This window comes from Bradyrhizobium sp. sBnM-33 (assembly GCF_032917945.1).
In the GTDB taxonomy this organism is placed as follows: domain Bacteria; phylum Pseudomonadota; class Alphaproteobacteria; order Rhizobiales; family Xanthobacteraceae; genus Bradyrhizobium.
In genome coordinates, this window is the sequence record NZ_CP136624.1 from 2,627,363 (window position 1) to 2,646,559 (window position 19,197).

The window sequence follows — 19,197 nt, forward strand, 5'->3', positions numbered from 1 at the left end:
GGCGCAGTCCACGAGTACCTAACGCAGATTTCGTTTGAGGCTCGTCATTGGCTTCTGGCCGTTGCTTCTTTCGCGGCCTCGCCCGCAATCAGCAGCAACATCTCGTTCTCGCCGGAGGCGGCCTTCTTTGGCTTCTTCGATCTTCGATGCCTACGGGCGACACGGCCGTTCTCTTCTTGTTGTCTGCTGCTCATCAGCCCATTCGGCATCAATCCCTCGTGTCGCGCCTTTTGTCGGGCTTGTCACGTCCGCGCAGTAACGTTAGGCGGTCTGCCGTACAATCCCAGCCTTTAGCATGCAAAACCCTTTTCTGCCCTTTCTGCGCAGTTCGCGCGATACTTGCTCCCATGCAACGGCGGCAGCAGCCGCTGACCGGCCACACTGCGTGAAAGGAGAAAACATTGAAAAGCGATATGTCAGCCTATTGCGACCGAATTGACTCCTGAAGAGCATCTGCAGCTTCGGGACGCTTTGGCTGCGCACTTGGGATCGAGTTCTTCAGGAGTGGGTGGGTTGGCCTGAGGGTCCCCCCTTACGTTGAGCATCGGGCCTTCTTCAAATTGAGCGGCAACGCTTGACGTGTCATCGCTTTTAGGTCTCGCACTCCCAGTTCGATCAGGCGGCCGCGAAGTCTAAAAGGGTCGTGGTCGAGTAGCTCGGCCACGATCATCTAACGTTCTCTGCCATCGAGCGTGAGAGCTGGCGGGCCAGCGCATCGTCGACCGGGACCAAGCGCTCGGCGACCGCCAACTGCAGCCGACGCGCACGCGCTCCGGACCGAAATCGCCAATGTCGCAGGCCGCGCAGATGTTGCATCCGCCAGCGACTGATCGAAATCAATGGCGCCGCAGATCACGCAAGCCGGTCCGAACTCACTCATCCTCCGCTCCTGCATGTCGAGCCGCCCGGGCGGTGCGGTCCTCGATCTTGCACGGCAGCCTCACGCTCTTGGGATAGTCGGGGGCGGCCCGCGGTCGTCACATCGCGGTGAAGCCGCAGAGGTCGCATGCGACCGTGAAGTAGCCGAGACGCTTTGCCGGGTAGGGCAGCGCGGTTTCGCAGAACGGCGTCCTGCCGCCGGTCAGATCGACATCGATGCCGTAGGGATAGTCGGGGTCCGGCGGTTGCGTCGCCTTGCCACCGCGATCAATCCAGTGGATGTGGATCATGGGACCTCCCGTCACATCTCGGGCAGCGCGGCATACATCGATCGATGGAATCGAGATCGACTAGGGTCCCTGCGCCAGCGCGCGCTCGCGATGCTCCTTCTCGGGCGTTGCGAAGGCGAATCCGGTAGCTGTATGGATGCTCTTTCAGGTACAGCGCAGCCCAGCCTTTCGCGCTGGCGCACAGCTGCATCGACCGGCCGCGGTGGCGAAATGCTCGCAGCCGAACCGGCGCAACAGCTTGGTGATCTCGTCGCGCGCTGCGATGGTCGCGTTCTCATAGGGCGTGGTCATCCCGTCTGCTCCCGTGGGCTGGCAACAGGAGCTGGTCGACGACGGTGCCAAGGATCGAGGATGGCGCCCCGGCGCCGTCGCGCGTGATCGCGGTTGCAACGTTGTCGATGTCGGCTCCGTACTGAAGCGCCAGCAACAGACGACTGCCGCGTGGCGCGCGATGGCCTTCGACGCTCTCGCCGAATTTGCCGCCATTGATGAACGCATCAGCCCAGGACCCGTCGTCATGAAACCCCAGCCTCAGCAAAGTGGGGACCAAAGCCACCCCATTCGATCTCGAATGTCTCGGCTCGACGACGCTGGAAGTATCCGGCGCTCGGACATGTCACGCCATCGCTGCGACCTTCGGCTTGCGCGGGCCGCGCTTCTCAACCTCCAGCGCGCCGGAGACCTGACGAATGCAGGAGATCAGTTCGGCGGCCTGAACTGCCCCTCGATTCCTTCTGCGGCTATAATCCGGCGAGATGAATTGGCCTAGAATCTGACCGTCAAACAGGAGGGCGCCCCCGCCCGGGGACGATGATAATCTCGGCTAACCCATCGCGTGTCTCGTACGCCCACTTCATAACTAGACGACCGATTCCATGAAACCTGCGCTGATGGAGCAGGCTGAATTGGTGGAACGGACGGGCTGTTGGCGGATTCCTCGTTTGCGGTCGGCGAAACGAGGAGCTGTATCATGGCAGGATGGCGGCGAGCGGTCGAATTGGCAATGAGTGATGAAGAGATAGCGACCTTGACGACGCTTTCGCGGTCGAGGATCGAACTGGCGAGCCGGGTGTCGCGGGCGCAGATGCTGCTGGCGTATCGGGAAAATCCTTCGTTCTGCGCGGTGGGCCAGAGACTTGGGGTCCATCATCAGACGGTGCAGCGCTGTGTCGAGCGAGCACTGGCCGATGGCCCGCTGGCAGCCCTCGACGATCGCCCGCGACCGGGCAAGGAACCAACCATCACGCCGGAAGCCAAAGCCTGGTTGGTGTCGCTGGCGTGCGACAAGGCCAAGGACCACGGCTATCCACATGAGTTGTGGACGACGCGGCTCTTGGCGCGCCATGCGCGTGAACACGGGCCGGCGGCGGGGCATGCGTGCTTGGCCAATTTGGTCCAGGGAACGGTGTGCAAGATCCTCGGCCGAGAGGAAATCAAGCCGCACAAGGTGCGCTATTATCTTGAAAATCGCGACGCCGAGTTCGAACAGAAGATGGCGGAGGTGCTGTGCGTCTACCGCGAAGTCGAAGTCCTGAAGAAAGCCTCTGCCAAGGGAAAGAAGAAGCGGGGAAAGCCGGTGACGATCGTTTCCTGCGACGAGAAGCCGGGAATCCAGGCCATCGCAACGACGGCGCCGGATTTGCCGCCCAAGCCTGGCATCCACGCCAGCTTTGCGCGCGACCATGAATACAAACGCCATGGCACGCTCAGCCTGTTGGCTGGGATCGATCTGCTCACCGGCAAGGTCCACGCCCTTGTCAAAGATCGCCACCGCAGTCGAGAGTTCATCGAGTTCCTCAGACTTATCGATGCCGCCTATCCGCCGAACACTGCGATCAAATTGATCCTCGACAATCATTCCGCGCACATCTCGAGAGAAACCAGAGCCTGGCTCGCCACTCGACCAAGCGGGCGCTTCGAGCTCACCTTCACGCCCAAGCACGGCTCGTGGCTCAATCTCATCGAGGGATTCTTCTCCAAGTTCGCCCGTTCAGTCCTGCGCCACATCCGGGTGACCTCAAAACACGAGCTTAAGGAGCGCATCATGGCTGGCATCGACGATGTCAATCGCCATCCGGTCATCCACACGTGGTCCTACAAACTCGCCGACGCCGCCTGATATGATTCGAACCAAGCAAACGCTAATCTAGCTATCGGGCCGATCCACCTTGCGTCTGGGGCAGCGCGATCGGGACTCGGCGCCTTGACTTGAGAGAGGCCGACGCTGTCCCTACCGCGCCCGCGCTGGCCATTGAAGTTGGCGGCGACGTGCCTCGGCGCTCCGTGGTGGACCGAGGAAGCGCTGTCCCTACCACGCGCCGCTAACTTCGGTGGCCGGCTCACCCCTCAGCAAAGCTGGCCACCTCGCTTCCCTTGCCGCCAAGTCGTATCGGCGAAAAGTCTTAGAGGCACCTACCTGGATTGGTGGGTGGGCTTGTCAGTTTCTTCGGAGAAAAATCTCGTGCTCTAAGCCGGGCGGCCCAATAGTGGCCGTGTAGTTCACGCCGTGTAGGGTGAGATTTGTCTTCGTCTGAGAGATGCTTGGCAGCACGTTGTGCAAGCGCATTATGAACTTGAAGTCTTCATCCGCCCATTGGTCACCATGCTATCAGCCTTGGGCGGGTAAAAAGATAGATTCGGCGACGGAGCTGATCGTAACTCGACTGGTCTGGCGAGCCTGAGCCCGTGACGAATGGCGCGGGTTCGCCCTCCAACAACGCAACAGCCCTTGCTATCGCGGCATGGATGACGGATAAAATCGGTCCGCTTCATTGCTTAACTGTGAGCGCGAGTTCACAAGCAGCCCGGCGCCTCAGTCGGGCCCCATACTGAATCATTTGTCGGACCGCGACGCAACCAAAAGCCTCCGGTTAGCGAACAGTGCCAGAACCTGCCCCGCGTTCCAAGCAAAGACGTGAAACGTGATGCCTCCGAGGATCTCTCTCGAGCTGAGGGCGCCTGCGCAGCCGAATTCGTTAACAACCTCGGCGTATTCTGAGCCAATCCCAACACTGCTGAGGCCCGAGTGCATGACGCGACAATGCCCGGCTGGCAATGAGCGAGCGTTCGCGGACCTGTAATCCGCATCGAGGTCCTCAGAATCGGCGGGATTAACGGCACCTCCGTTAGGCGGAATGCTAGCTTGTGCAGGTCCAGGGGCGCTCGGTATCACCATCACCTGCACCAACAGCCACGCAAATGCAGCAATTGCCTTGGAAGGCCCGAAGGCGTTGAAGAGGTGGATCGGCGCCCGCCATTGATAACAAGCACAAGATGCATCCCAACTCTTCTCCCTATGATCGCAACGCTGGATTTCAGCTCGCGCACTTCGCCCATTGGTGGGTCAGGCAGTCGATCGAGGCCGCCCAACCGTTCGATTTCGTTTCGCGCGTGTATTGTCCCAGATCCCACGCACGCGATGCCGGTCCAAGCGACGCGGGGTCCGAACCTAAATCAGGGAGCGTCGTGTTGATGCTGTGTTGAAAGAGAAAGGGGCGTGCCAGGCTGAGAAACGCCCACTAGACCCTATGTTCGCGCCCGGAGGTGACGGGCGGCCCGCCCCGCGGCAAGCTCCTATCGAAGGTTGCGCCGGATGAGCCGGCGCCGAGCGCGATGATTCCTGGCTCACAGTGTGGTTCCACGACAGCCGTCAGTTCGCGTGCGACGGGCCGTCAGCAAGGTATCCCAAATTTGCTTCCCAATACTTGCAGCAGGACCTGTCGGCTTAAAGACGCTTGTTGTCTCAAGTCGGACAGTAAGCATCAAGCCGCCAACTCCACTCAACCGTATTCTTCGGAAAGGCTTGGATCAATTCTTGGCACGATTGCTCCCATCTCTTGAACGCACTTCGGCAAGTTCGATAGCTCGAATCATTCAACGATGGGCTGGAGCTTTCCATGGTCGCTTCTCCGTTGAGAGCTGCACGACTGCGAGATCGTGTTTGGAGACGCGGGTGCTTACTGACGAAATAGAAGGTCGTTGTGGTCAGGATCGCGATCATCATGCCGAGGATGACGATCCGCCAGTTGGCGAGTGCCTAGGGCAAAGACTCGCGGGCCGTGGGATGCTTCTTCATCGCCAGAAATTCCGGCGTTTCCTCCGGCGTGCGGCCCAGGCAGAAGATAAGCGGAATGATTAGGCAACCGAGAAAGAACGGGATGCGCCAGCCCAGGCGGCTACTACTCGTCCGGCATCGATTCGTTCAGCACGTAGCCCACGAGCGCCGCGACAAAGACGCGACCGGCTGGCTGGAGGACTGGAACAAGTAAGGCCAAAGACAAGCTAGTGATCCCGACCGGCGGCCTGGAGTGCTCGCATACCGCGATCTCCGCGCTCGCCTCCGACGACCTGCTGACGACACTGACGCGCCGTTCAGGCGGGCGAAATTCATGGTTCATTAGGTTCGGACCAGAAACGATATGGTGCTGGATCGTAGATTCGAATGCGATCGGACCGATCCCTGGCGCCGATATCGAGCACCCCGCCCAAGCCTTGCGGTATCATTGCCGGCGAAAGCGCTACACGAGCAGGATCGTGCCTTGAGGTTATAGCCAATACCGCATCCCACTGCGCTCCTCCATTCAAGGAATGAAGTGTCGGTAAATGATCGCGCATTGTTGACGAGGATCGCAACCATCCTGAGCTGCTCGGCCGCATCGGTGGCAACCTGTGGACTGCAGCGGCAGCAAAAGGCGCTCGCCGCATGTCCCTTCCGCCGACTGGCCCCTGACGACTTACTGCGCAGCTTCGAAATTGGACCGACAGTCGACGGCCACATGCGCTCCGAGCCGCGCGAATTCACGCGCGAGCCGGGCGTCCGAGGACGAACCGATGACGAGGGCGAGCTTTCCGATGAAGCCCGCGCCGGCCAAACTCATGGTTTGATGCGTTCCGTCCAGACCGACACTGTCTTGGATCTGTCGAGATACTTCTCGTAGAGTTCGTTGAGCATTTCCTTGCCGACCACAGCCAATTCAGCTTGATAGGCCGCGCGATCCGTCACCTCAATGCGCTCGACATAATCCCACGGGCCGCCCGATAAGCCAGCTCCGGTTTCGGTGATGCGGTGCGTACAATAGTTGACGATAGTTTTCATTTTGGCGGCGGTGACATAGTCCACCTCGCGTTCGAAGCGTTCATAGTCTGCCGCGCTGACACCCGCCTTTAATGCGGCAAATACAAATCGGACAACAGCCATAATTCATCCTTCTCCTTGTTGTGACGGACCAGAAATCAAGCGACCAGCTCTGAGCCAAGATGACAGGTGACAAATCGGCCGGGCGCGAGCTCCTTCAAGGGCGGTCTTTCTGCTCAGATGGGGAGAACGCCCGCGCAGCCTGCATCCGGGCGCGAAATCGACAGAGCTTGGGATTTCGCCGGCTAACGTGAAGTCGTCTCGCTTTGCGTCGGCATCGGGCACGGAACGGCGACCGGTCAGGCTCGCGTAAGGGTGCAAGCGCGTCGCGAACAAATCGCGTGTGTCAGACATCTCCACGACGCTGCCGAGATACATCACTGCAACGCCGCTCGCGAGGTACTTCACCGCGCGACTCGTGCCAAAGCCCGTGCTGGACGAACGACAGCGGCACCCGCGAAGCATGCTGCCAAGCTTCAATCGGCGGGACCGCATTCAACAGTGCAGCGTCTATGGCATTGATTTGGATCGATCGAGCGAGTTTCATCTGAACTCCGAGGCCGCCTCTGCGAGACGGCCGTGGTCGTAGTGTATCCCACCGTGTCCCAGCAATCGGCGTGCCACAAAAGAGGTTGTGCGAGCTTGGTTGCAGAGGGGAAAAACCATGTTCTTGGCGACGCGCCGGTGGAACTACTTGCGCCTTCCTGTCGGGTTCCGCACATAGCCGTCTTCAGCCGGACACGGCTGAACACGACAACACGCAGGCAGGATGGGGGCGAGTTGATGCAGTACAAGCAGGGACTTATCGGAGAACCCCGAGGCGCCGCGTCGGGTAGAGCGGTCCCTCAGCTCACCGGCCACTTCTGGCAGCTGTTCCTGACCAGCTCCATCGGCCTAGAGTCCCTCTACGAGATCTCGTCATACAGAGCCGACATCTTGCTAGCGTCGAGCAGGTAATTGAGCTTAACGGGGCGGCGAGATAGGCGAAAGATGGAGATGTCCGGCGAGAGGCTCAATCGCGGCTTCGCCTTCCGGGCAATGATCAACACGTACTGGACGAATAGTGCTGCGCGCGTTTCTTCCGCCATCTGCGTTTGAACTTTAGCGCGATGACCTCGCGAAGCCTGAACCGGCCGGCCTCCCTCGTTCCGCCCTTTATTACGGTGACAGGCGTTCATCCTTGTCCAGCCGGCCAGAGCACAGTGTTCTCGATTGCAGTCTTTAAAATTGCGCTCGATCTAAGCCAAGTTCCGGGCGTATCGGCCGGCGCGAAGCGCGATGCAATTGCTGCGGGCGTCACGCTTAGCGCGATCCGAACCAGGCAGCCGATCAATCGCCGCGATCCTTCCAACGGCGTATCGCGGACCCGATACGCGTTGTAAGGTCAACGGCCGCGTCTCGAAAAGCAGAACATCATCATTCACTGCGTGCTGGCATGCTAATTGCCTGCCTGTGGCTCAACACATAAATGGTAAGGCATGATCAATCTGACGGACAGCGCGACGTTAGCTTGCCGCCCACATTTTCAAGCGGGACGACGATATCGTTCAAGTGCAGCTAATGGGGGAGATTGATCTACGTGTGCGGGATTGTCGGCATTTTGGGACACGCTGCGGTCGCGGACCAACTCGTCGCTTCGCTGAAGCGGCGGATTATCGCGGCTCTGAGTCTGCGGGTGTTGCGACGTATCTGGACTCGGATGCGATTGCGCTTGCGCCGTTCCCCGACACCATCACCTATCTCGAGGACGACGATTGGGCCGTGCTCACCCGCAAGACCAGCGTGATCTTTAACGCGCAAGGCGCCGTTGCCCATCGCGAGGTGGTGAAATCAGGGGGCTCGTCGTTCCTGGTCAAAACGGCGAATTATCGTCACTTCATGGCCAAGGAAATTCACGCGCAGCCGGAAGTGGTGGGCCATACACTCCGGCGCTATGTCGACGTGGCCGCCGAGCGCATCGCGTTGCCGCAGAGACTGCCATTCGACTTCAACGACATTGGCCGCATATCGATCACGGGTTGCGGCAGCTCGAGCTATGCCGGCTATGTCGCCAAATATTGGTTCGAGCGTCTGGCCCGCGTCCCAGTCGAGCTCGATGTTGCCTCCGAATTCCGCTACCGCGAGGCGCCGCTGCGCAAAGGCGATCTTGCCATCTTCATCTCGCAATCGGGCGAGACGGCCGACACGCTGGCCGCGCTCCGCTACGTCAAGGCGCAAGGGCTCCATACGCTCTCAGTCGTCAACGTGCCTACCTCGGCCATTGCGCGTGAGAGCGAGACCATGCTGCAGACGCTGGCCGGGCCCCAAATCGGCGTCGCCTCGACCAAAGCGTTCACCTGCCAGCTGATGGTGCTCGCCGCGCTCGCGGTCGCCGCCGGCAAGTCGCGCGGTGAATTGTCCGACGCCGAGGAGACCAGGCTCGTGCAGAGGTTGATCGAGATTCCGAGGCTGATGGCAACCGCGCTCGCCACCGAGCCCCAAATCGAAAAGCTCGCGCGCGACATGGCGAAATGTCGCAACGTCGTCTATCTCGGCCGCGGCACCTCGTTCCCGCTGGCGCTGGAAGGCGCGCTGAAGCTGAAGGAAATCTCTTGTGTCCACGCCGAAGGCTATGCCGCCGGCGAGCTCAAGCACGGCCCGATTGCGTTGATCGACGAGACCATGCCTGTGGTCGTCATCGCGCCCTATGACGGGGTGTTCGAAAAGACCGTCTCAAACATGCAGGAAGTTGCAGCAAGAGGCGGCAATATTATCCTGATGACCGATGCAAAAGGCGCGAGGGAGGCGATCGTAGACCCGCTCGTGACCATCGTGCTGCCAGACATGCCGGCAACCTTTACGCCGATGGTCTATGACATTCCGATGCAGCTTTTAGCCTATCATACCGCGGTGGTGATGGGCACCAACGTGGATCAGCCGCGCAATCTTGCTAAAGCGGTGACCGTAGAATAGGCGGGCTTAGATAGATGTCACTGGAACAGGTTTTATTTTGTTTGGTACAGTGGGGATGGTGTTTCAGCGCCGCAAATGACCGCATGCGGACCTGATCCGCCTTCGATGCGCTCTGACCAGACCGATACTGTCTTGGATTTATCGAGATATTTCTCGTAAAGTTCGTCGATCAGTTCCGTGCCGGCAACGGCAAGTTCAGCTTCATAGGCTGCACGGTCGGTCACCTCAATGCGCTCGACGTAGTGCCGCGGTCCGCCCGATAGGCTAGCACCGGTTTCGGTGATGCGGTGCGTTCGATAGCTCACGATAGTCTTTGATTGGAGGCGATGGGACATAGTCCAGCTCGTGCTCGAAGCGTTCATAGTCTGCCGCACTGACACCCGGCTTCAATGCGGCAAACACAAGTCGGACAATCCTCATGATGGATCGTCATCCTTTGTTATGGCGGACCTGAAATCAAGGGCACAGCTCTGAGACGAGATGACAGGCGACGAATCGGCCCGGCGCGATCTCCTTCAACGGCGGTTTTTCTGCGCAGATAGGTTTGGCCAATGGACAACGCCCGCGCAGCCTGCATCCGGTCTCGACATCAATGGGGCTTGGAATTTCGCCTGCCAATGTGAAGTCGTCCCGCCTTGCGTCGGGATCGGGCACCGGAACGGCCGCCAATAACGCTCGCGTGTAGGGGTGCAAGGGCTTCGCGAACAGATCGCGTGTGTCCGATAATTCCACGATGCTGCCGAGATACATCACTGCAACGCGGCTCGCGAGGTACTTCACCGTGGCCAGATCGTGCGAAATGAAGAGGTAGGATAGCCCGAGATGTTCGCGCAGCTTCTCCAGCAGGAGAATCGCTCGCGACCGCAACGAGACGTCGAGTGCGGACGTCGGTTCGTCGAGAACAACAAAGCGAGGATTTGTCGCGATCGCCCGGGCAATATTCACGCGCTGGCGTTGGCCACCCGAAAGCTCGTGGGGATAGCTGTCCAAAAGATCGCGGCCAAGACCCACCTCGTGCATGAGCTCTTCGACCCGTGCGCGGCGTTCCTTTGCATCAAATTTGGTATGAAGCGTGAGCGCCTCCTCGACCATGCTTCTCACCGAAAGCCTGGGATTGAGGGACGCGGTGGGATCCTGGAACACCATTTGGATGTCCCGGCGGAATGGCCTCATTGCTTGCGCGTCAAGCGTCGCGATCTCCTTGCCGGCATAGCGGACAGACCCCGCCGTCGGTTTCAGTAACCGAACCAGGCAACGCGCGACGGTCGATTTGCCACAGCCTGACTCACCAACCAGTCCGAGGGTTTCGCCGGCCTCTACGTCGAAGGAGACGGAATCGACCGCTCGCAAGACAGGCTCGGCTTGACCACGTAGGCGCGCGAGTGTGCCGCCAATCCCGCCCAGCGGAAAGTGCATTTGCAGATCACGAATCTCAACAAGTGCCACGACGTTCCTCAAATCCATAACATGCTACAACATGGCCGGGAGCGGCCTCGACCATCGGGGGCCGCGAAACGCGACAGCGATCCATCGTCCACTCACAACGTCCTGCGTAACGGCAGCCGCTGGGCGGGTTGATCAATGAAGGAACCGAGCCCGATATCGGCTCAAGCACGACATCCCGATCTACTCTCGGGATCGATCGGACGAGCGCCTTCGTATATGGATGAGCGGGATTATGGAACAGGTCCCGCACGGGCGCGCATTCAACCAGCTGGCCCGCATGCATAACGGCAACGCGGTCGCAGATTTCGGCAACGACGCCCAGATCGTGCGTAACGAGCATGATCGCGGCTCCCGTCTTGGTGCTCAATTCGCGTAAAAGATCGAGAATCTTGGCTGCGATCGACACGTCAAGCCCGGTGGTGGGCTCGTCCGCAAGCAGGAGCTGAGGTGAGGTTGCAAGCGCCATCGCGATCATGACGCGTTGACACATTCCCCCCGAGAGCTGATGCGGGTATTGGTTGGCCCGCTTCTCTGGTGCTGGAATGCGAACAAGGCGCAGCATCTCCAGCATCCTCTTCTCGGCCTCTCGCGTCGACAAACCTGCGTGCACCATCAGCAAGCGCGAAATCTGCCTTCCAACGGTCAGGAGCGGGTTAAGCGCGGTTCGCGGCGTTTGCGAGACCATCGCGATCTTCGCGCCGCGCATTCGGCGCATCTGCTCCTCAGGAAGCGAGCCAAGATCAATGCCGTCGAAGTGGACGCTTCCTGACACCACACGCCCTGGCGGGCGGATCAGGCGCAGGACGGCGAAAGACGTCACCGACTTCCCCGACCCGGACTCACCGACTAGTCCAAGAATCTCGCCTCGGCGAATCGTCAGGTTAATGTGATCGACGGCTTCAATCGCGCCTTGATTGATCTGAAAATGAACAGTCAGATCCGAGATCTCAAGCATTTCGGTCATCTCAGCCCCCTCATGCGCGGGTCCAGCAAATCACGCAGTCCATCACCGATAAGGTTGAATGCGAGAACGGAAACCATGATCGCCAGACCAGGAAACAGGAAGAGCCACCATTCTCCTGTGACGATCTGTGAGGCGCCTTCAGCTGTCATAACGCCCCATTCGCTTTGCGGAGGCTGAATTCCGAGCCCGATAAACGATAGCGACGCCATTGTCAGAAGCGCGAAACCCGTCGAGAGGGTGGCCTGTACGATCAGCGGCGGAAGGCAGTTGGGCAGCAAGTGAATCAACACAATCCTCCAGGTTGGATTACCGAGAGTGCGTGCTGCATCGGCATACTCCATTTCGCGAAGCCGAAGCATCTCTCCACGCGTGAGCCGCAAGTATGCCGGGATTTGGGTGATCGAGATGGCAATTGCGACATTGGTGATGGAATTGCCAAGGCCAGCTGTGATGCCCATGGCCAATACGAACGCCGGAAAGGCCATGAGAGCGTCGACTACGCGCATCGCGAGAGTATCAGCCCAACCTCGGCTGTATCCTACGACCGCTCCAAGCAAGCCTCCGATTGTGACAGCAATCAATGTTGCCGCAAAGGCCACCAGCAGGTCGACGCGTGCGGCAAAAATGATCCGCGAGAGTTGATCCCGGCCGAACTCGTCAGTGCCAAGCGGATGCTGCCAGGAGGGCGGCTGCAGGGAGGCTGCGGGATCGGTGGCATCGGGCGCGTAGGGCGCCACGATTGGCGCGAGTATCGCAGCCGCTGCGATCAGAACGATCACGCAGAGTGCCGCAAACGAAACTGGATTTCGCTGAAGCCGCTGCCACACCAAAGACGAAGCCACTGGTTTGGAAATTGAGGAGGACACAGACAATGATGAAGACATCAGCTGAACCTTATCCGGGGATCGATGAGGCCGTACGCAATATCAACCGCCAGATTGACCATGACACACGTTACGGCGACAAAGAGGATGAATGACTGGATCGGAGCCGAATCCTTGGTGAGCAGTGCGGTCACTGCGTAGTTGCCGATACCCGGCCATGAGAACACGCTCTCCACCACCGCATTTCCGGCCATCAGAAATCCAAAAACGATTCCGGAAATCGTGATGACCGGTATCAGCGCATTTCGCAGGGCATCCCTGTAGATGACCGTGCGCCGCGGCAATCCGGCCGCCCACGCCGCCTTGATGTAATCGGACTCGAGAATCTCAAGCATGGTGGAGCGCACCATGCGAGCGACTGGCGCGATCGCGCTGAGCCCGAGGGTCGCTGCAGGGAGCATGAGCTGATGCAGGCTTGATCGCAGGGTGGTCCAGTTTCCGGTCATCAGGGAGTCGATCACATAGAGCCCTGTGAGGTGTGCGGGAGGTTCTATGCCGGATCCCAGCCGTCCAAGAGGTGAGGGGGCCAAATCGAGGACGTAAAAGAAGAGGTAAACGAACAACAGCCCGGTCAAGAAGCTCGGCATCGCGACCCCCATGATGCCGACGACTCGTCCGATATGGTCTACCAACGTGTCGCGATGCACCGCAGATAAGACGCCGAGAGGCAATCCGATCACGATCGCGATGAGAAGGCTCGCCAGGTTGAGCTCGAGAGTGGCGGGCAGGCGCTGCAGAAAGTCCTGCGAGACCGGCCGTCCCGTCGATGCGCTCTCGCCAAGATCGCCTTTGAAGATGCCGGAGACGTACCGGTAGTACTGCTCGGGAAACGGACGATCCAATCCCATTTGGTGTTCCATCTCGGCGAGATGTTCTGGCGTGGCAAAGGGGCCCGCCTTCACCATGGCTGGATTGCCAGGAAGCAAGTACGTGAGCGTGAAGCAGATCACGCTGACGCCGAACAATGTCGGCAGAGCCAGCGCAAACCGCCGCGTCACATAGTTGAAAAAAAACATTGGAGCGCTCTCCCGATTGAGACGAAAATTGAGGTGCTCAGGCGAGCTTCATGCTGAAAAAGCGCTCATAACTATCCCAGCGCTTCTCAATGCCAACAAGGTCGGATCGCATGACGCGGGTCCAGTTCTCGTACCAGAGGTGCCCCCAGACGGCGTCGCCGATGATAATCTCCTGCAGGCGTTTTGCTGCTGCCAGACGCTTGTCAATGTCGGTTTCGTGCATGTTCTCATCGATCAGCTTGTCGACTTCCGGATTGGAATAGAAAGAGGTGTTGGTGCCTTTTGCTGTGCTGTGGAAGTTGAAGAACAGGTGATAGAAGGGATCGTTGATCCAAGACTGCCACGACTCGATCGAAAGCTGGTGATCGCCTTTGGTCGCGATCTGGCGGAAGGTGGCCTCGGTTTCCTTGACGATGCTCACTTTGAAGCCGATCTTCTCCAGCTCGGTCTGGAGCCAGATCGAAGCCTGCTCGTGCGGCTGCCACCCAGCGCGTACCGCAAGGTCAATCGCAACCGGCTCCTTGCCAAAGCCCGCCTCGCGCATCAACTCCTTGGCCTTTGTGATGTCGTACTTGTAGGGGCTAATCGTGCTATCGTAACCGGGCGTCAAACTCGGCACAGGGCTCTTCATCTCGGTGCCATAACCATACAGCACGCTCGGGATGATGGCCTGGACCGGGATCGCGTAATTGATGGCCTGACGCACTTTGACGTTGTTAAGCGGCGCCTTCTGCGTGTTCATGCAAAGCCAGTGACACAGGGTGTCCGGCACGGAGACGGTCTTCAAACCTGGCTCGGCTGCGAGACTCTTCACATTGCGCGGAGACAGGGTTGATCTGCCGACCACCATGTCGATGGCCTTGCGTTTGAGCAGCAGCACGCGATCGGCTTCGTTCGGCACATATTTGAAGACCACCCGATCGAAATAGGGCCGACCACGCCAGTGATCGGCCTGCGCTTCTAGGACGACCTCGACCCCTGGCTGGTTCTTCACCAGCTGATAGGGTCCGAGCCCGGCGGTGTTTCGCTTCAACCAATTGGCAGCCCAGGGATCTTCCGCGGTCCCATTCGTCTTGACCTCATCCGGATCAAGCAGCGCGTTGTTCATGAGCGCCATCGTGTCCAGCGCCATCGGACTTGGCGAGGGCATGTTGATCTCGATCGTAAACTCGTCACGCACCTTGAAGTGCTCAGGGTTCGTTACGCCCAGAAGCCGCGGAAACAGGATGCGCATATAGCCCGGCGACTGCAGCCCGCGGTCGAGGAGATACTTCACAGTCGTTGCGTTGACATCGCGACCGCTCGGTAATTTCACGCCTTTGCGGATGTTCAGCACTAGCGTGGCGCCGCCATTTTCGAAAGACCAGGACTGGGCGATGCCGCCCTCGATCTCGCCCGGCTTTGCTTGCGACACTCCCGGCTTTCCCGCGACCGGCTGCACCTTCCACATCAGCGGACTGTCGTAAACATTGGCTTGCACAGTGTAGCCTGCCGACGTCTTGAACGAGGCCGGATCAAGCGTGTCGATGTCGGCATCCCAGGCGACCGTCAGCGTTCGCTTTTCCTGCGCGGCAGCCAAACGAGCTTTGCCGGCGAATGTGAGGGCCGCGATGCTGGTTGCGGCAAACTTCAAGAAATCCCGACGGCGCGTGTCGCTTCTCATCTCATTCCTCTCCCGACGTTGCGCGCAGCTTGCGGGTCATCCGGTGCGCCACGGCTTGCATTGATAACTTGCATTATTGTCATCGTCCTGCTATTGTCAACTCAGTTTCAATATACGAAACATGGTGATTAAAAAGTGGGCGCAATCGAAAATTCTGCGGAAATACTTAGGCTTTTTGGGCCTGGCAGGCTCGAAGTGTCGGTGACGGATGTCTCGCAGCTGCTGAAGATGCCTAAAAGTTCAGCATCTCGACTGCTGAAAACGATGCTGCAGGAAGGGTTGTTGTCGCGTTCGGAGAATCCGCCGCGCTACAAGGTCGGAAATCTGCTTTTTGAGATTTCGCGCCTCTACAAGCTGAGCTCATCGTTGATTGACGCGGTCGATGAGGCTGTGAGGGAAATCAGTCGAGAGACGGGACACACGGGTTACGTCTCGATCCTTGATGGTGCTGACGTTTTGGTCATCCGGATGCATCAAGGCTCTCACGCCTTGCGGGTGTTTACTCCGCTTGGCCAGCGTGCGCCGGCGTTTGCGACTGCACTCGGTCGCAGTCTGTTGGCGCGGCTTTCGGATGATGTTGTGCGCTCACTTCACGCTGAAGGTGTCATTCCGCCTTCTCCGCGCGCGCCGCAAAGCGTCGATCAGTTGCTGACTGCACTCGACCAGCCACGTCGGTTCGGTTGGGCCGAGGCCGCCGACGAGGCTATCCCTGGCGTCGGCTCGATCTCGGTAAGCGTAGCCGATCCGGAGATCGGCGAAACGGTGGGTTTCTGTATCTCTTATCCCGCCTCGCATTTGAGCGATGAAGAGAGGAGTCGCATGATCACGCTGCTTACCACCGCGGCCCAGCGGATCGCGAGTCGCTTCGGGGATCCGTTCCTTTCGCAGCGTGCGCACCGTGTGCTGGGCGGCGGCTCGACTGCTGCTTGATTTTTTTCTATCGCCGCAACTGGTTGCGGCTTGGAGGCAATAGATGAGGCAATTGAGTCCAGAGGATATCGAGGCGCTCTCGGTCGGCGCCTGGATTCTCGGAACGGGTGGTGGCGGAAGTCCGTATCACGCGCTGCTGAACTTGCGGCGCTTCTACAATGACGGCGTTCGCATCAATCTCATTGACCCCGACGAGTTGGACGATGACGATGCGGTTGCGGTCGTCTCGATTATGGGCGCTCCGCTCGTTTTCCAGGAGCGGCTGGTCGACAGCCGGCTGATCGCTCGCGCCGTCTCGGCCATGGAAGAGCATCTTGGCCGCAAGTTCAGGGCGGTGATGCCGGTCGAGATCGGTGGGGGCAATGGCATGCAGTCTTTGCTTGCTGCTGTCCATCTCAAGATTCCGGTTGTCGATGCCGATGCGATGGGCCGAGCTTACCCTGAAGCGCAGATGACGAGCTTTGCGGTTGGCAATCTCGCGCCTTATCCGCTGACATCGATCGACCCGCGCGGCAATGAGGCGATCGTCGGCAAGACCTCTTCTTGGAAATGGATGGAGCGTGTGAGCCGCAAGCTTTGCACAGAATTCGGATCCATTGTCGCGACTTGCAAGGCGCCGCGCACTGGTGCGGAAGTGAAGAAATGGGCGATCCCGCGCACCACATCCAAGGCCATCAATCTCGGAAGGGCTGTCGTCGAAGCCAACCGCCAGCATGCCGATCCGATTGCGGCCATTCTGAAAGCGGAATCGGGCAAGCTCCTGTTCTCCGGCAAAGTCGTTGAGGTGGAGCGGCGGACAACAGAGGGCTTCCTGCGCGGCCGCACCGTCATCGAGGGGCTTGGCGAGAATCACGGCAGTCAGATTCGGGTCGATTTCCAGAACGAGTGGATCGTCGTGTGGCGTGATGGGCAGGCGGTCGTGTCGACGCCGGACCTCATTTGCGTTCTCGACAGCGAATCTGGCGAAGCAATCGGAACAGAAACCATTCGCTACGGGCAGCGGACGACGGTGATCGCACTTCCGGCTGCTCCGGTTTTCCTTTCGCCGCGCGGGCTTGACCATGTCGGCCCCCGTGCCTTCGGCTATGACATCGATTTCAAGTCGGTATTTTGTTCATGAGACGCATCGGTATTGACGTAGGTGGCACCAACACGGATGCCGTGCTGATCGACGACGCAAAGGTCGTCCAAGGCGTGAAGGTCGCCACCACGGCCGACGTCACCAGCGGCGTGGCTACGGCCATCGAGGCGCTCCATCTGAGTGCCAACCTTGCGGCCGGCATTGACGCTCTGATGATCGGTACGACCCACTTCATCAATGCGGTCGTTCAGCGTCGCCATCTCACGAAAGTTGCGGTGATCCGCATCGCACTCCCCGCCACCAGCTCCTTGCCGCCCTTCACAGATTGGCCGGCTGGCCTTGCTGAGCTTGCCAATGGCGGCGTCTGGCAAATCGAAGGTGGTCACGATTACGATGGGCGCAGGTTCGCTACTCTCGATATCGCTGCAGCCAGACAAATTGCGCGCGAGATCCGCAATCGCGCTCAAAAATACGTCGTCGTCAACGCACTATTCTCTCCACTCGACCCTTCTGACGAAAAAGTGGTTGCCGCGATCCTGCGCGAGGAAATCCCGGATGTGTCGGTGACCTGCGCACATCTGCTCGGCGGGATCGGCTTGCTCGAACGCGAGAATGCGGCAATTCTTAACGCCTCTCTCATTGCGCTTGCCGAGGAGACCATCACGGCCTTCGAGCACGCCAAGTCAAAGGTCGGACTTAACGCTCCCCTTTTTGTCACGCAGAACGATGGCACCGTCGCAGAAGCCTCGCGTGCCGCCGCATACCCGGTGTTCAGCTTCGCTTCCGGCGCGACCAACTCCATGCGCGGGGCGGCCTATCTCTCTGGCCTTAAAGAAGCGGTGGTGGTCGACGTCGGCGGCACGACGGCTGATTTTGGCCATCTGCGGAACGGTTTTCCGCGTGAGGCCAACGCGGTCGTGCATATTGGGGGTGTCAGGACGCTGTTTCGTATGCCGGACCTCGTGTCCATCGGACTTGGGGGCGGCAGCCATGTCGATCTTGATGCGGGCACGATCGGACCACTTAGTGTTGGGTATCGCCTGTCCAAGGAGGCGCTTGTCTTTGGAGGGAACGGCGTGACGGCAACTGACATTGGCGTCGCCGCCGGATTGATCGACCTCGGCGATCGTAAGCGTGTGGCGCACATAACTGCCGATGAGGTGAACGGCATTCTGCGCCGCTGCAAGGAGATGCTGGAAGAGAACGTTGATCGGTTGAAGACAAGCGCCGAAGACGTCACCCTCATCGCGGTCGGTGGCGGCGCGTTTCTTGTTCCCGAAGAATTGCAGGGCGTCGGGCGTGTTGTCCGCGTTCAGCACGGAGGTTGCGCAAATGCAGTTGGCGCGGCCATCGCCCAGGTCAGTGGTGAAGTCGACCAGGTCTTCCAGGGTCTGACGCGAGATGAGGCCGTCGCTTCAGCGCGCAAGCTTGCCGATACCCGGGCGGTGGAGGCCGGTGCGGAGCCGGCCTCGCTCGCTTTGGTCGAGGCAGAGGACACCCCGATCGCCTATCTGCCAGGAAATGCGATGCGCGTCCGCGTCAAAGTCGTCGGAGATATTCGGTCAACCCGTATTGAGAAAACAGCCAAGGAGAAAGTCGCATGCCAGTCCGTTTCCTGATCAGCACGCTAAAGCCTGGGGTCGATCCAGCCGAATACGAGGCATGGGTGCGCGAGCGCGACTATGCTCTTGTGCGCAGCCTCGACAATTATATGAGCTACAAGGTGCACCGCATTCGCCGCCCCATCCAGGGTGCCGAAAATTCAACGTGGCAGTACATCGAGCGGATCGAAGTCAAGAGCCTCGAGCAACATGACAAGGATCTGGCCTCGCCGGCCGGCGTTGCTCTGCGAGAGGAGCTTTATGGCAAGTTTCTCGATCGCTCGAAGAACATCTATTTCGTCAGCGATGAGATAGAATGACGTCGCATTGAGTTCTGCCTGACCCAAGACGTAAGCC

17 protein-coding genes and 2 pseudogenes are annotated in these 19,197 nt (G+C 59.4%); 6 read left to right on the forward strand and 13 right to left on the reverse strand.

Going from position 1 to position 19,197, the window contains the following annotated elements; all coding sequences use genetic code 11:
- Positions 1 to 44: 44 nt before the first annotated feature.
- The 4 genes from RX328_RS12070 to RX328_RS12085 form a co-directional block, all read right to left on the reverse strand.
- The gene (locus tag RX328_RS12070) at positions 45 to 209 is read right to left on the reverse strand and encodes a hypothetical protein (RefSeq protein WP_213256463.1); all 165 of its coding nucleotides are present in this window, start codon (positions 207 to 209) and stop codon (positions 45 to 47) included.
- A 768-nt stretch (positions 210 to 977) separates the two neighbouring features.
- Positions 978 to 1,169 (reverse strand): hypothetical protein, encoded by a 192-nt coding sequence (locus RX328_RS12075; protein ID WP_213256465.1) that lies wholly within the window; start codon positions 1,167 to 1,169, stop codon positions 978 to 980.
- A gap of 144 nt (positions 1,170 to 1,313) precedes the next feature.
- Positions 1,314 to 1,460: a hypothetical protein gene (locus RX328_RS12080; protein WP_213256467.1), complete on the reverse strand. Its 147-nt coding sequence runs from the start codon at positions 1,458 to 1,460 to the stop codon at positions 1,314 to 1,316.
- Positions 1,444 to 1,725, reverse strand: coding sequence for a hypothetical protein (locus RX328_RS12085; protein WP_213256468.1), 282 nt, complete (start codon positions 1,723 to 1,725; stop codon positions 1,444 to 1,446). The genes RX328_RS12080 and RX328_RS12085 overlap by 17 nt, the downstream gene beginning before the upstream one ends.
- A gap of 414 nt (positions 1,726 to 2,139) precedes the next feature.
- On the opposite strand from RX328_RS12085, the gene RX328_RS12090 reads away from it, so the two are divergent.
- Positions 2,140 to 3,288, forward strand: coding sequence for an IS630 family transposase (locus RX328_RS12090; RefSeq protein ID WP_317258713.1), 1,149 nt, complete (start codon positions 2,140 to 2,142; stop codon positions 3,286 to 3,288).
- Between the two features lie 1,839 nt (positions 3,289 to 5,127).
- Here RX328_RS12090 and RX328_RS12095 read toward each other — a convergent pair.
- The 3 genes and pseudogenes from RX328_RS12095 to RX328_RS43495 form a co-directional block, all read right to left on the reverse strand.
- Positions 5,128 to 5,481, reverse strand: a pseudogene (locus RX328_RS12095) (MFS transporter); the annotation flags it as partial.
- A gap of 561 nt (positions 5,482 to 6,042) precedes the next feature.
- The gene (locus RX328_RS12100) at positions 6,043 to 6,366 is read right to left on the reverse strand and encodes a hypothetical protein (protein WP_213254636.1); all 324 of its coding nucleotides are present in this window, start codon (positions 6,364 to 6,366) and stop codon (positions 6,043 to 6,045) included.
- 3 nt (positions 6,367 to 6,369) lie between these two features.
- Positions 6,370 to 6,798 carry a hypothetical protein gene (locus RX328_RS43495; protein WP_410734045.1) on the reverse strand — a complete coding sequence of 143 codons (429 nt, stop codon included), beginning with the start codon at positions 6,796 to 6,798 and terminating at the stop codon, positions 6,370 to 6,372.
- 1,191 nt (positions 6,799 to 7,989) lie between these two features.
- Between RX328_RS43495 and glmS the strand changes: the two are divergent.
- Positions 7,990 to 9,255 (forward strand): annotated as a pseudogene (gene glmS, locus RX328_RS12105) (glutamine--fructose-6-phosphate transaminase (isomerizing)); the annotation flags it as partial.
- A gap of 32 nt (positions 9,256 to 9,287) precedes the next feature.
- Here the strand turns inward: glmS and RX328_RS12110 are convergent.
- From RX328_RS12110 to RX328_RS12135, 6 genes are all read right to left on the reverse strand, one after another.
- Entirely contained in the window at positions 9,288 to 9,590 is a 303-nt protein-coding gene (locus RX328_RS12110) for a hypothetical protein (protein ID WP_213254634.1), read from the reverse strand.
- Between the two features lie 121 nt (positions 9,591 to 9,711).
- The gene (locus RX328_RS12115) at positions 9,712 to 10,701 is read right to left on the reverse strand and encodes an ABC transporter ATP-binding protein (RefSeq protein WP_309142503.1); all 990 of its coding nucleotides are present in this window, start codon (positions 10,699 to 10,701) and stop codon (positions 9,712 to 9,714) included.
- A complete protein-coding gene (locus RX328_RS12120) occupies positions 10,688 to 11,665 on the reverse strand; it encodes an ABC transporter ATP-binding protein (RefSeq protein ID WP_213254630.1) in 978 nt (325 codons plus the stop codon). The genes RX328_RS12115 and RX328_RS12120 overlap by 14 nt, the downstream gene beginning before the upstream one ends.
- The gene (locus tag RX328_RS12125) at positions 11,662 to 12,444 is read right to left on the reverse strand and encodes an ABC transporter permease (RefSeq protein ID WP_317258714.1); all 783 of its coding nucleotides are present in this window, start codon (positions 12,442 to 12,444) and stop codon (positions 11,662 to 11,664) included. The genes RX328_RS12120 and RX328_RS12125 overlap by 4 nt, the downstream gene beginning before the upstream one ends.
- Before the next feature lie 104 nt (positions 12,445 to 12,548).
- On the reverse strand, positions 12,549 to 13,514 hold the full coding sequence (locus RX328_RS12130) for an ABC transporter permease (protein WP_249726992.1): 966 nt from the start codon (positions 13,512 to 13,514) through the stop codon (positions 12,549 to 12,551).
- 88 nt (positions 13,515 to 13,602) lie between these two features.
- Positions 13,603 to 15,228 (reverse strand): ABC transporter substrate-binding protein, encoded by a 1,626-nt coding sequence (locus RX328_RS12135; RefSeq protein WP_213254624.1) that lies wholly within the window; start codon positions 15,226 to 15,228, stop codon positions 13,603 to 13,605.
- A 135-nt stretch (positions 15,229 to 15,363) separates the two neighbouring features.
- Between RX328_RS12135 and RX328_RS12140 the strand changes: the two genes are divergently transcribed.
- From RX328_RS12140 to RX328_RS12155, 4 genes are read left to right on the forward strand one after another with little or no spacing between them, the layout of a single operon-like run.
- Positions 15,364 to 16,158, forward strand: coding sequence for an IclR family transcriptional regulator (locus RX328_RS12140; protein WP_213254616.1), 795 nt, complete (start codon positions 15,364 to 15,366; stop codon positions 16,156 to 16,158).
- A gap of 43 nt (positions 16,159 to 16,201) precedes the next feature.
- Positions 16,202 to 17,278, forward strand: coding sequence for a DUF917 domain-containing protein (locus tag RX328_RS12145; RefSeq protein WP_213254614.1), 1,077 nt, complete (start codon positions 16,202 to 16,204; stop codon positions 17,276 to 17,278).
- Positions 17,275 to 18,858: a hydantoinase/oxoprolinase N-terminal domain-containing protein gene (locus RX328_RS12150; RefSeq protein ID WP_213254612.1), complete on the forward strand. Its 1,584-nt coding sequence runs from the start codon at positions 17,275 to 17,277 to the stop codon at positions 18,856 to 18,858. The genes RX328_RS12145 and RX328_RS12150 overlap by 4 nt, the downstream gene beginning before the upstream one ends.
- Complete coding sequence (locus tag RX328_RS12155; protein WP_057853293.1) at positions 18,840 to 19,160, forward strand: hypothetical protein; 321 nt, start codon at positions 18,840 to 18,842, stop codon at positions 19,158 to 19,160. Before RX328_RS12150 ends, RX328_RS12155 begins: the two co-directional genes overlap by 19 nt.
- Positions 19,161 to 19,197: the final 37 nt, after the last annotated feature.

Coding starts and splice junctions, on each gene's coding strand:
- RX328_RS12135 (WP_213254624.1), bottom strand. CDS start 15,228: ATGAGAAGCGACACGCGCCGTCGGGATTTCTTGAAGTTTGCCGCAACC.
- RX328_RS12120 (WP_213254630.1), bottom strand. CDS start 11,665: ATGACCGAAATGCTTGAGATCTCGGATCTGACTGTTCATTTTCAGATC.
- RX328_RS12155 (WP_057853293.1), top strand. CDS start 18,840: ATGCCAGTCCGTTTCCTGATCAGCACGCTAAAGCCTGGGGTCGATCCA.
- RX328_RS12110 (WP_213254634.1), bottom strand. CDS start 9,590: ATGTCCCATCGCCTCCAATCAAAGACTATCGTGAGCTATCGAACGCAC.
- RX328_RS12145 (WP_213254614.1), top strand. CDS start 16,202: ATGAGGCAATTGAGTCCAGAGGATATCGAGGCGCTCTCGGTCGGCGCC.
- RX328_RS12090 (WP_317258713.1), top strand. CDS start 2,140: ATGGCAGGATGGCGGCGAGCGGTCGAATTGGCAATGAGTGATGAAGAG.
- RX328_RS12150 (WP_213254612.1), top strand. CDS start 17,275: ATGAGACGCATCGGTATTGACGTAGGTGGCACCAACACGGATGCCGTG.
- RX328_RS12100 (WP_213254636.1), bottom strand. CDS start 6,366: ATGGCTGTTGTCCGATTTGTATTTGCCGCATTAAAGGCGGGTGTCAGC.
- RX328_RS12080 (WP_213256467.1), bottom strand. CDS start 1,460: ATGACCACGCCCTATGAGAACGCGACCATCGCAGCGCGCGACGAGATC.
- RX328_RS12070 (WP_213256463.1), bottom strand. CDS start 209: ATGCCGAATGGGCTGATGAGCAGCAGACAACAAGAAGAGAACGGCCGT.
- RX328_RS12075 (WP_213256465.1), bottom strand. CDS start 1,169: ATGATCCACATCCACTGGATTGATCGCGGTGGCAAGGCGACGCAACCG.
- RX328_RS43495 (WP_410734045.1), bottom strand. CDS start 6,798: ATGCGGTCCCGCCGATTGAAGCTTGGCAGCATGCTTCGCGGGTGCCGC.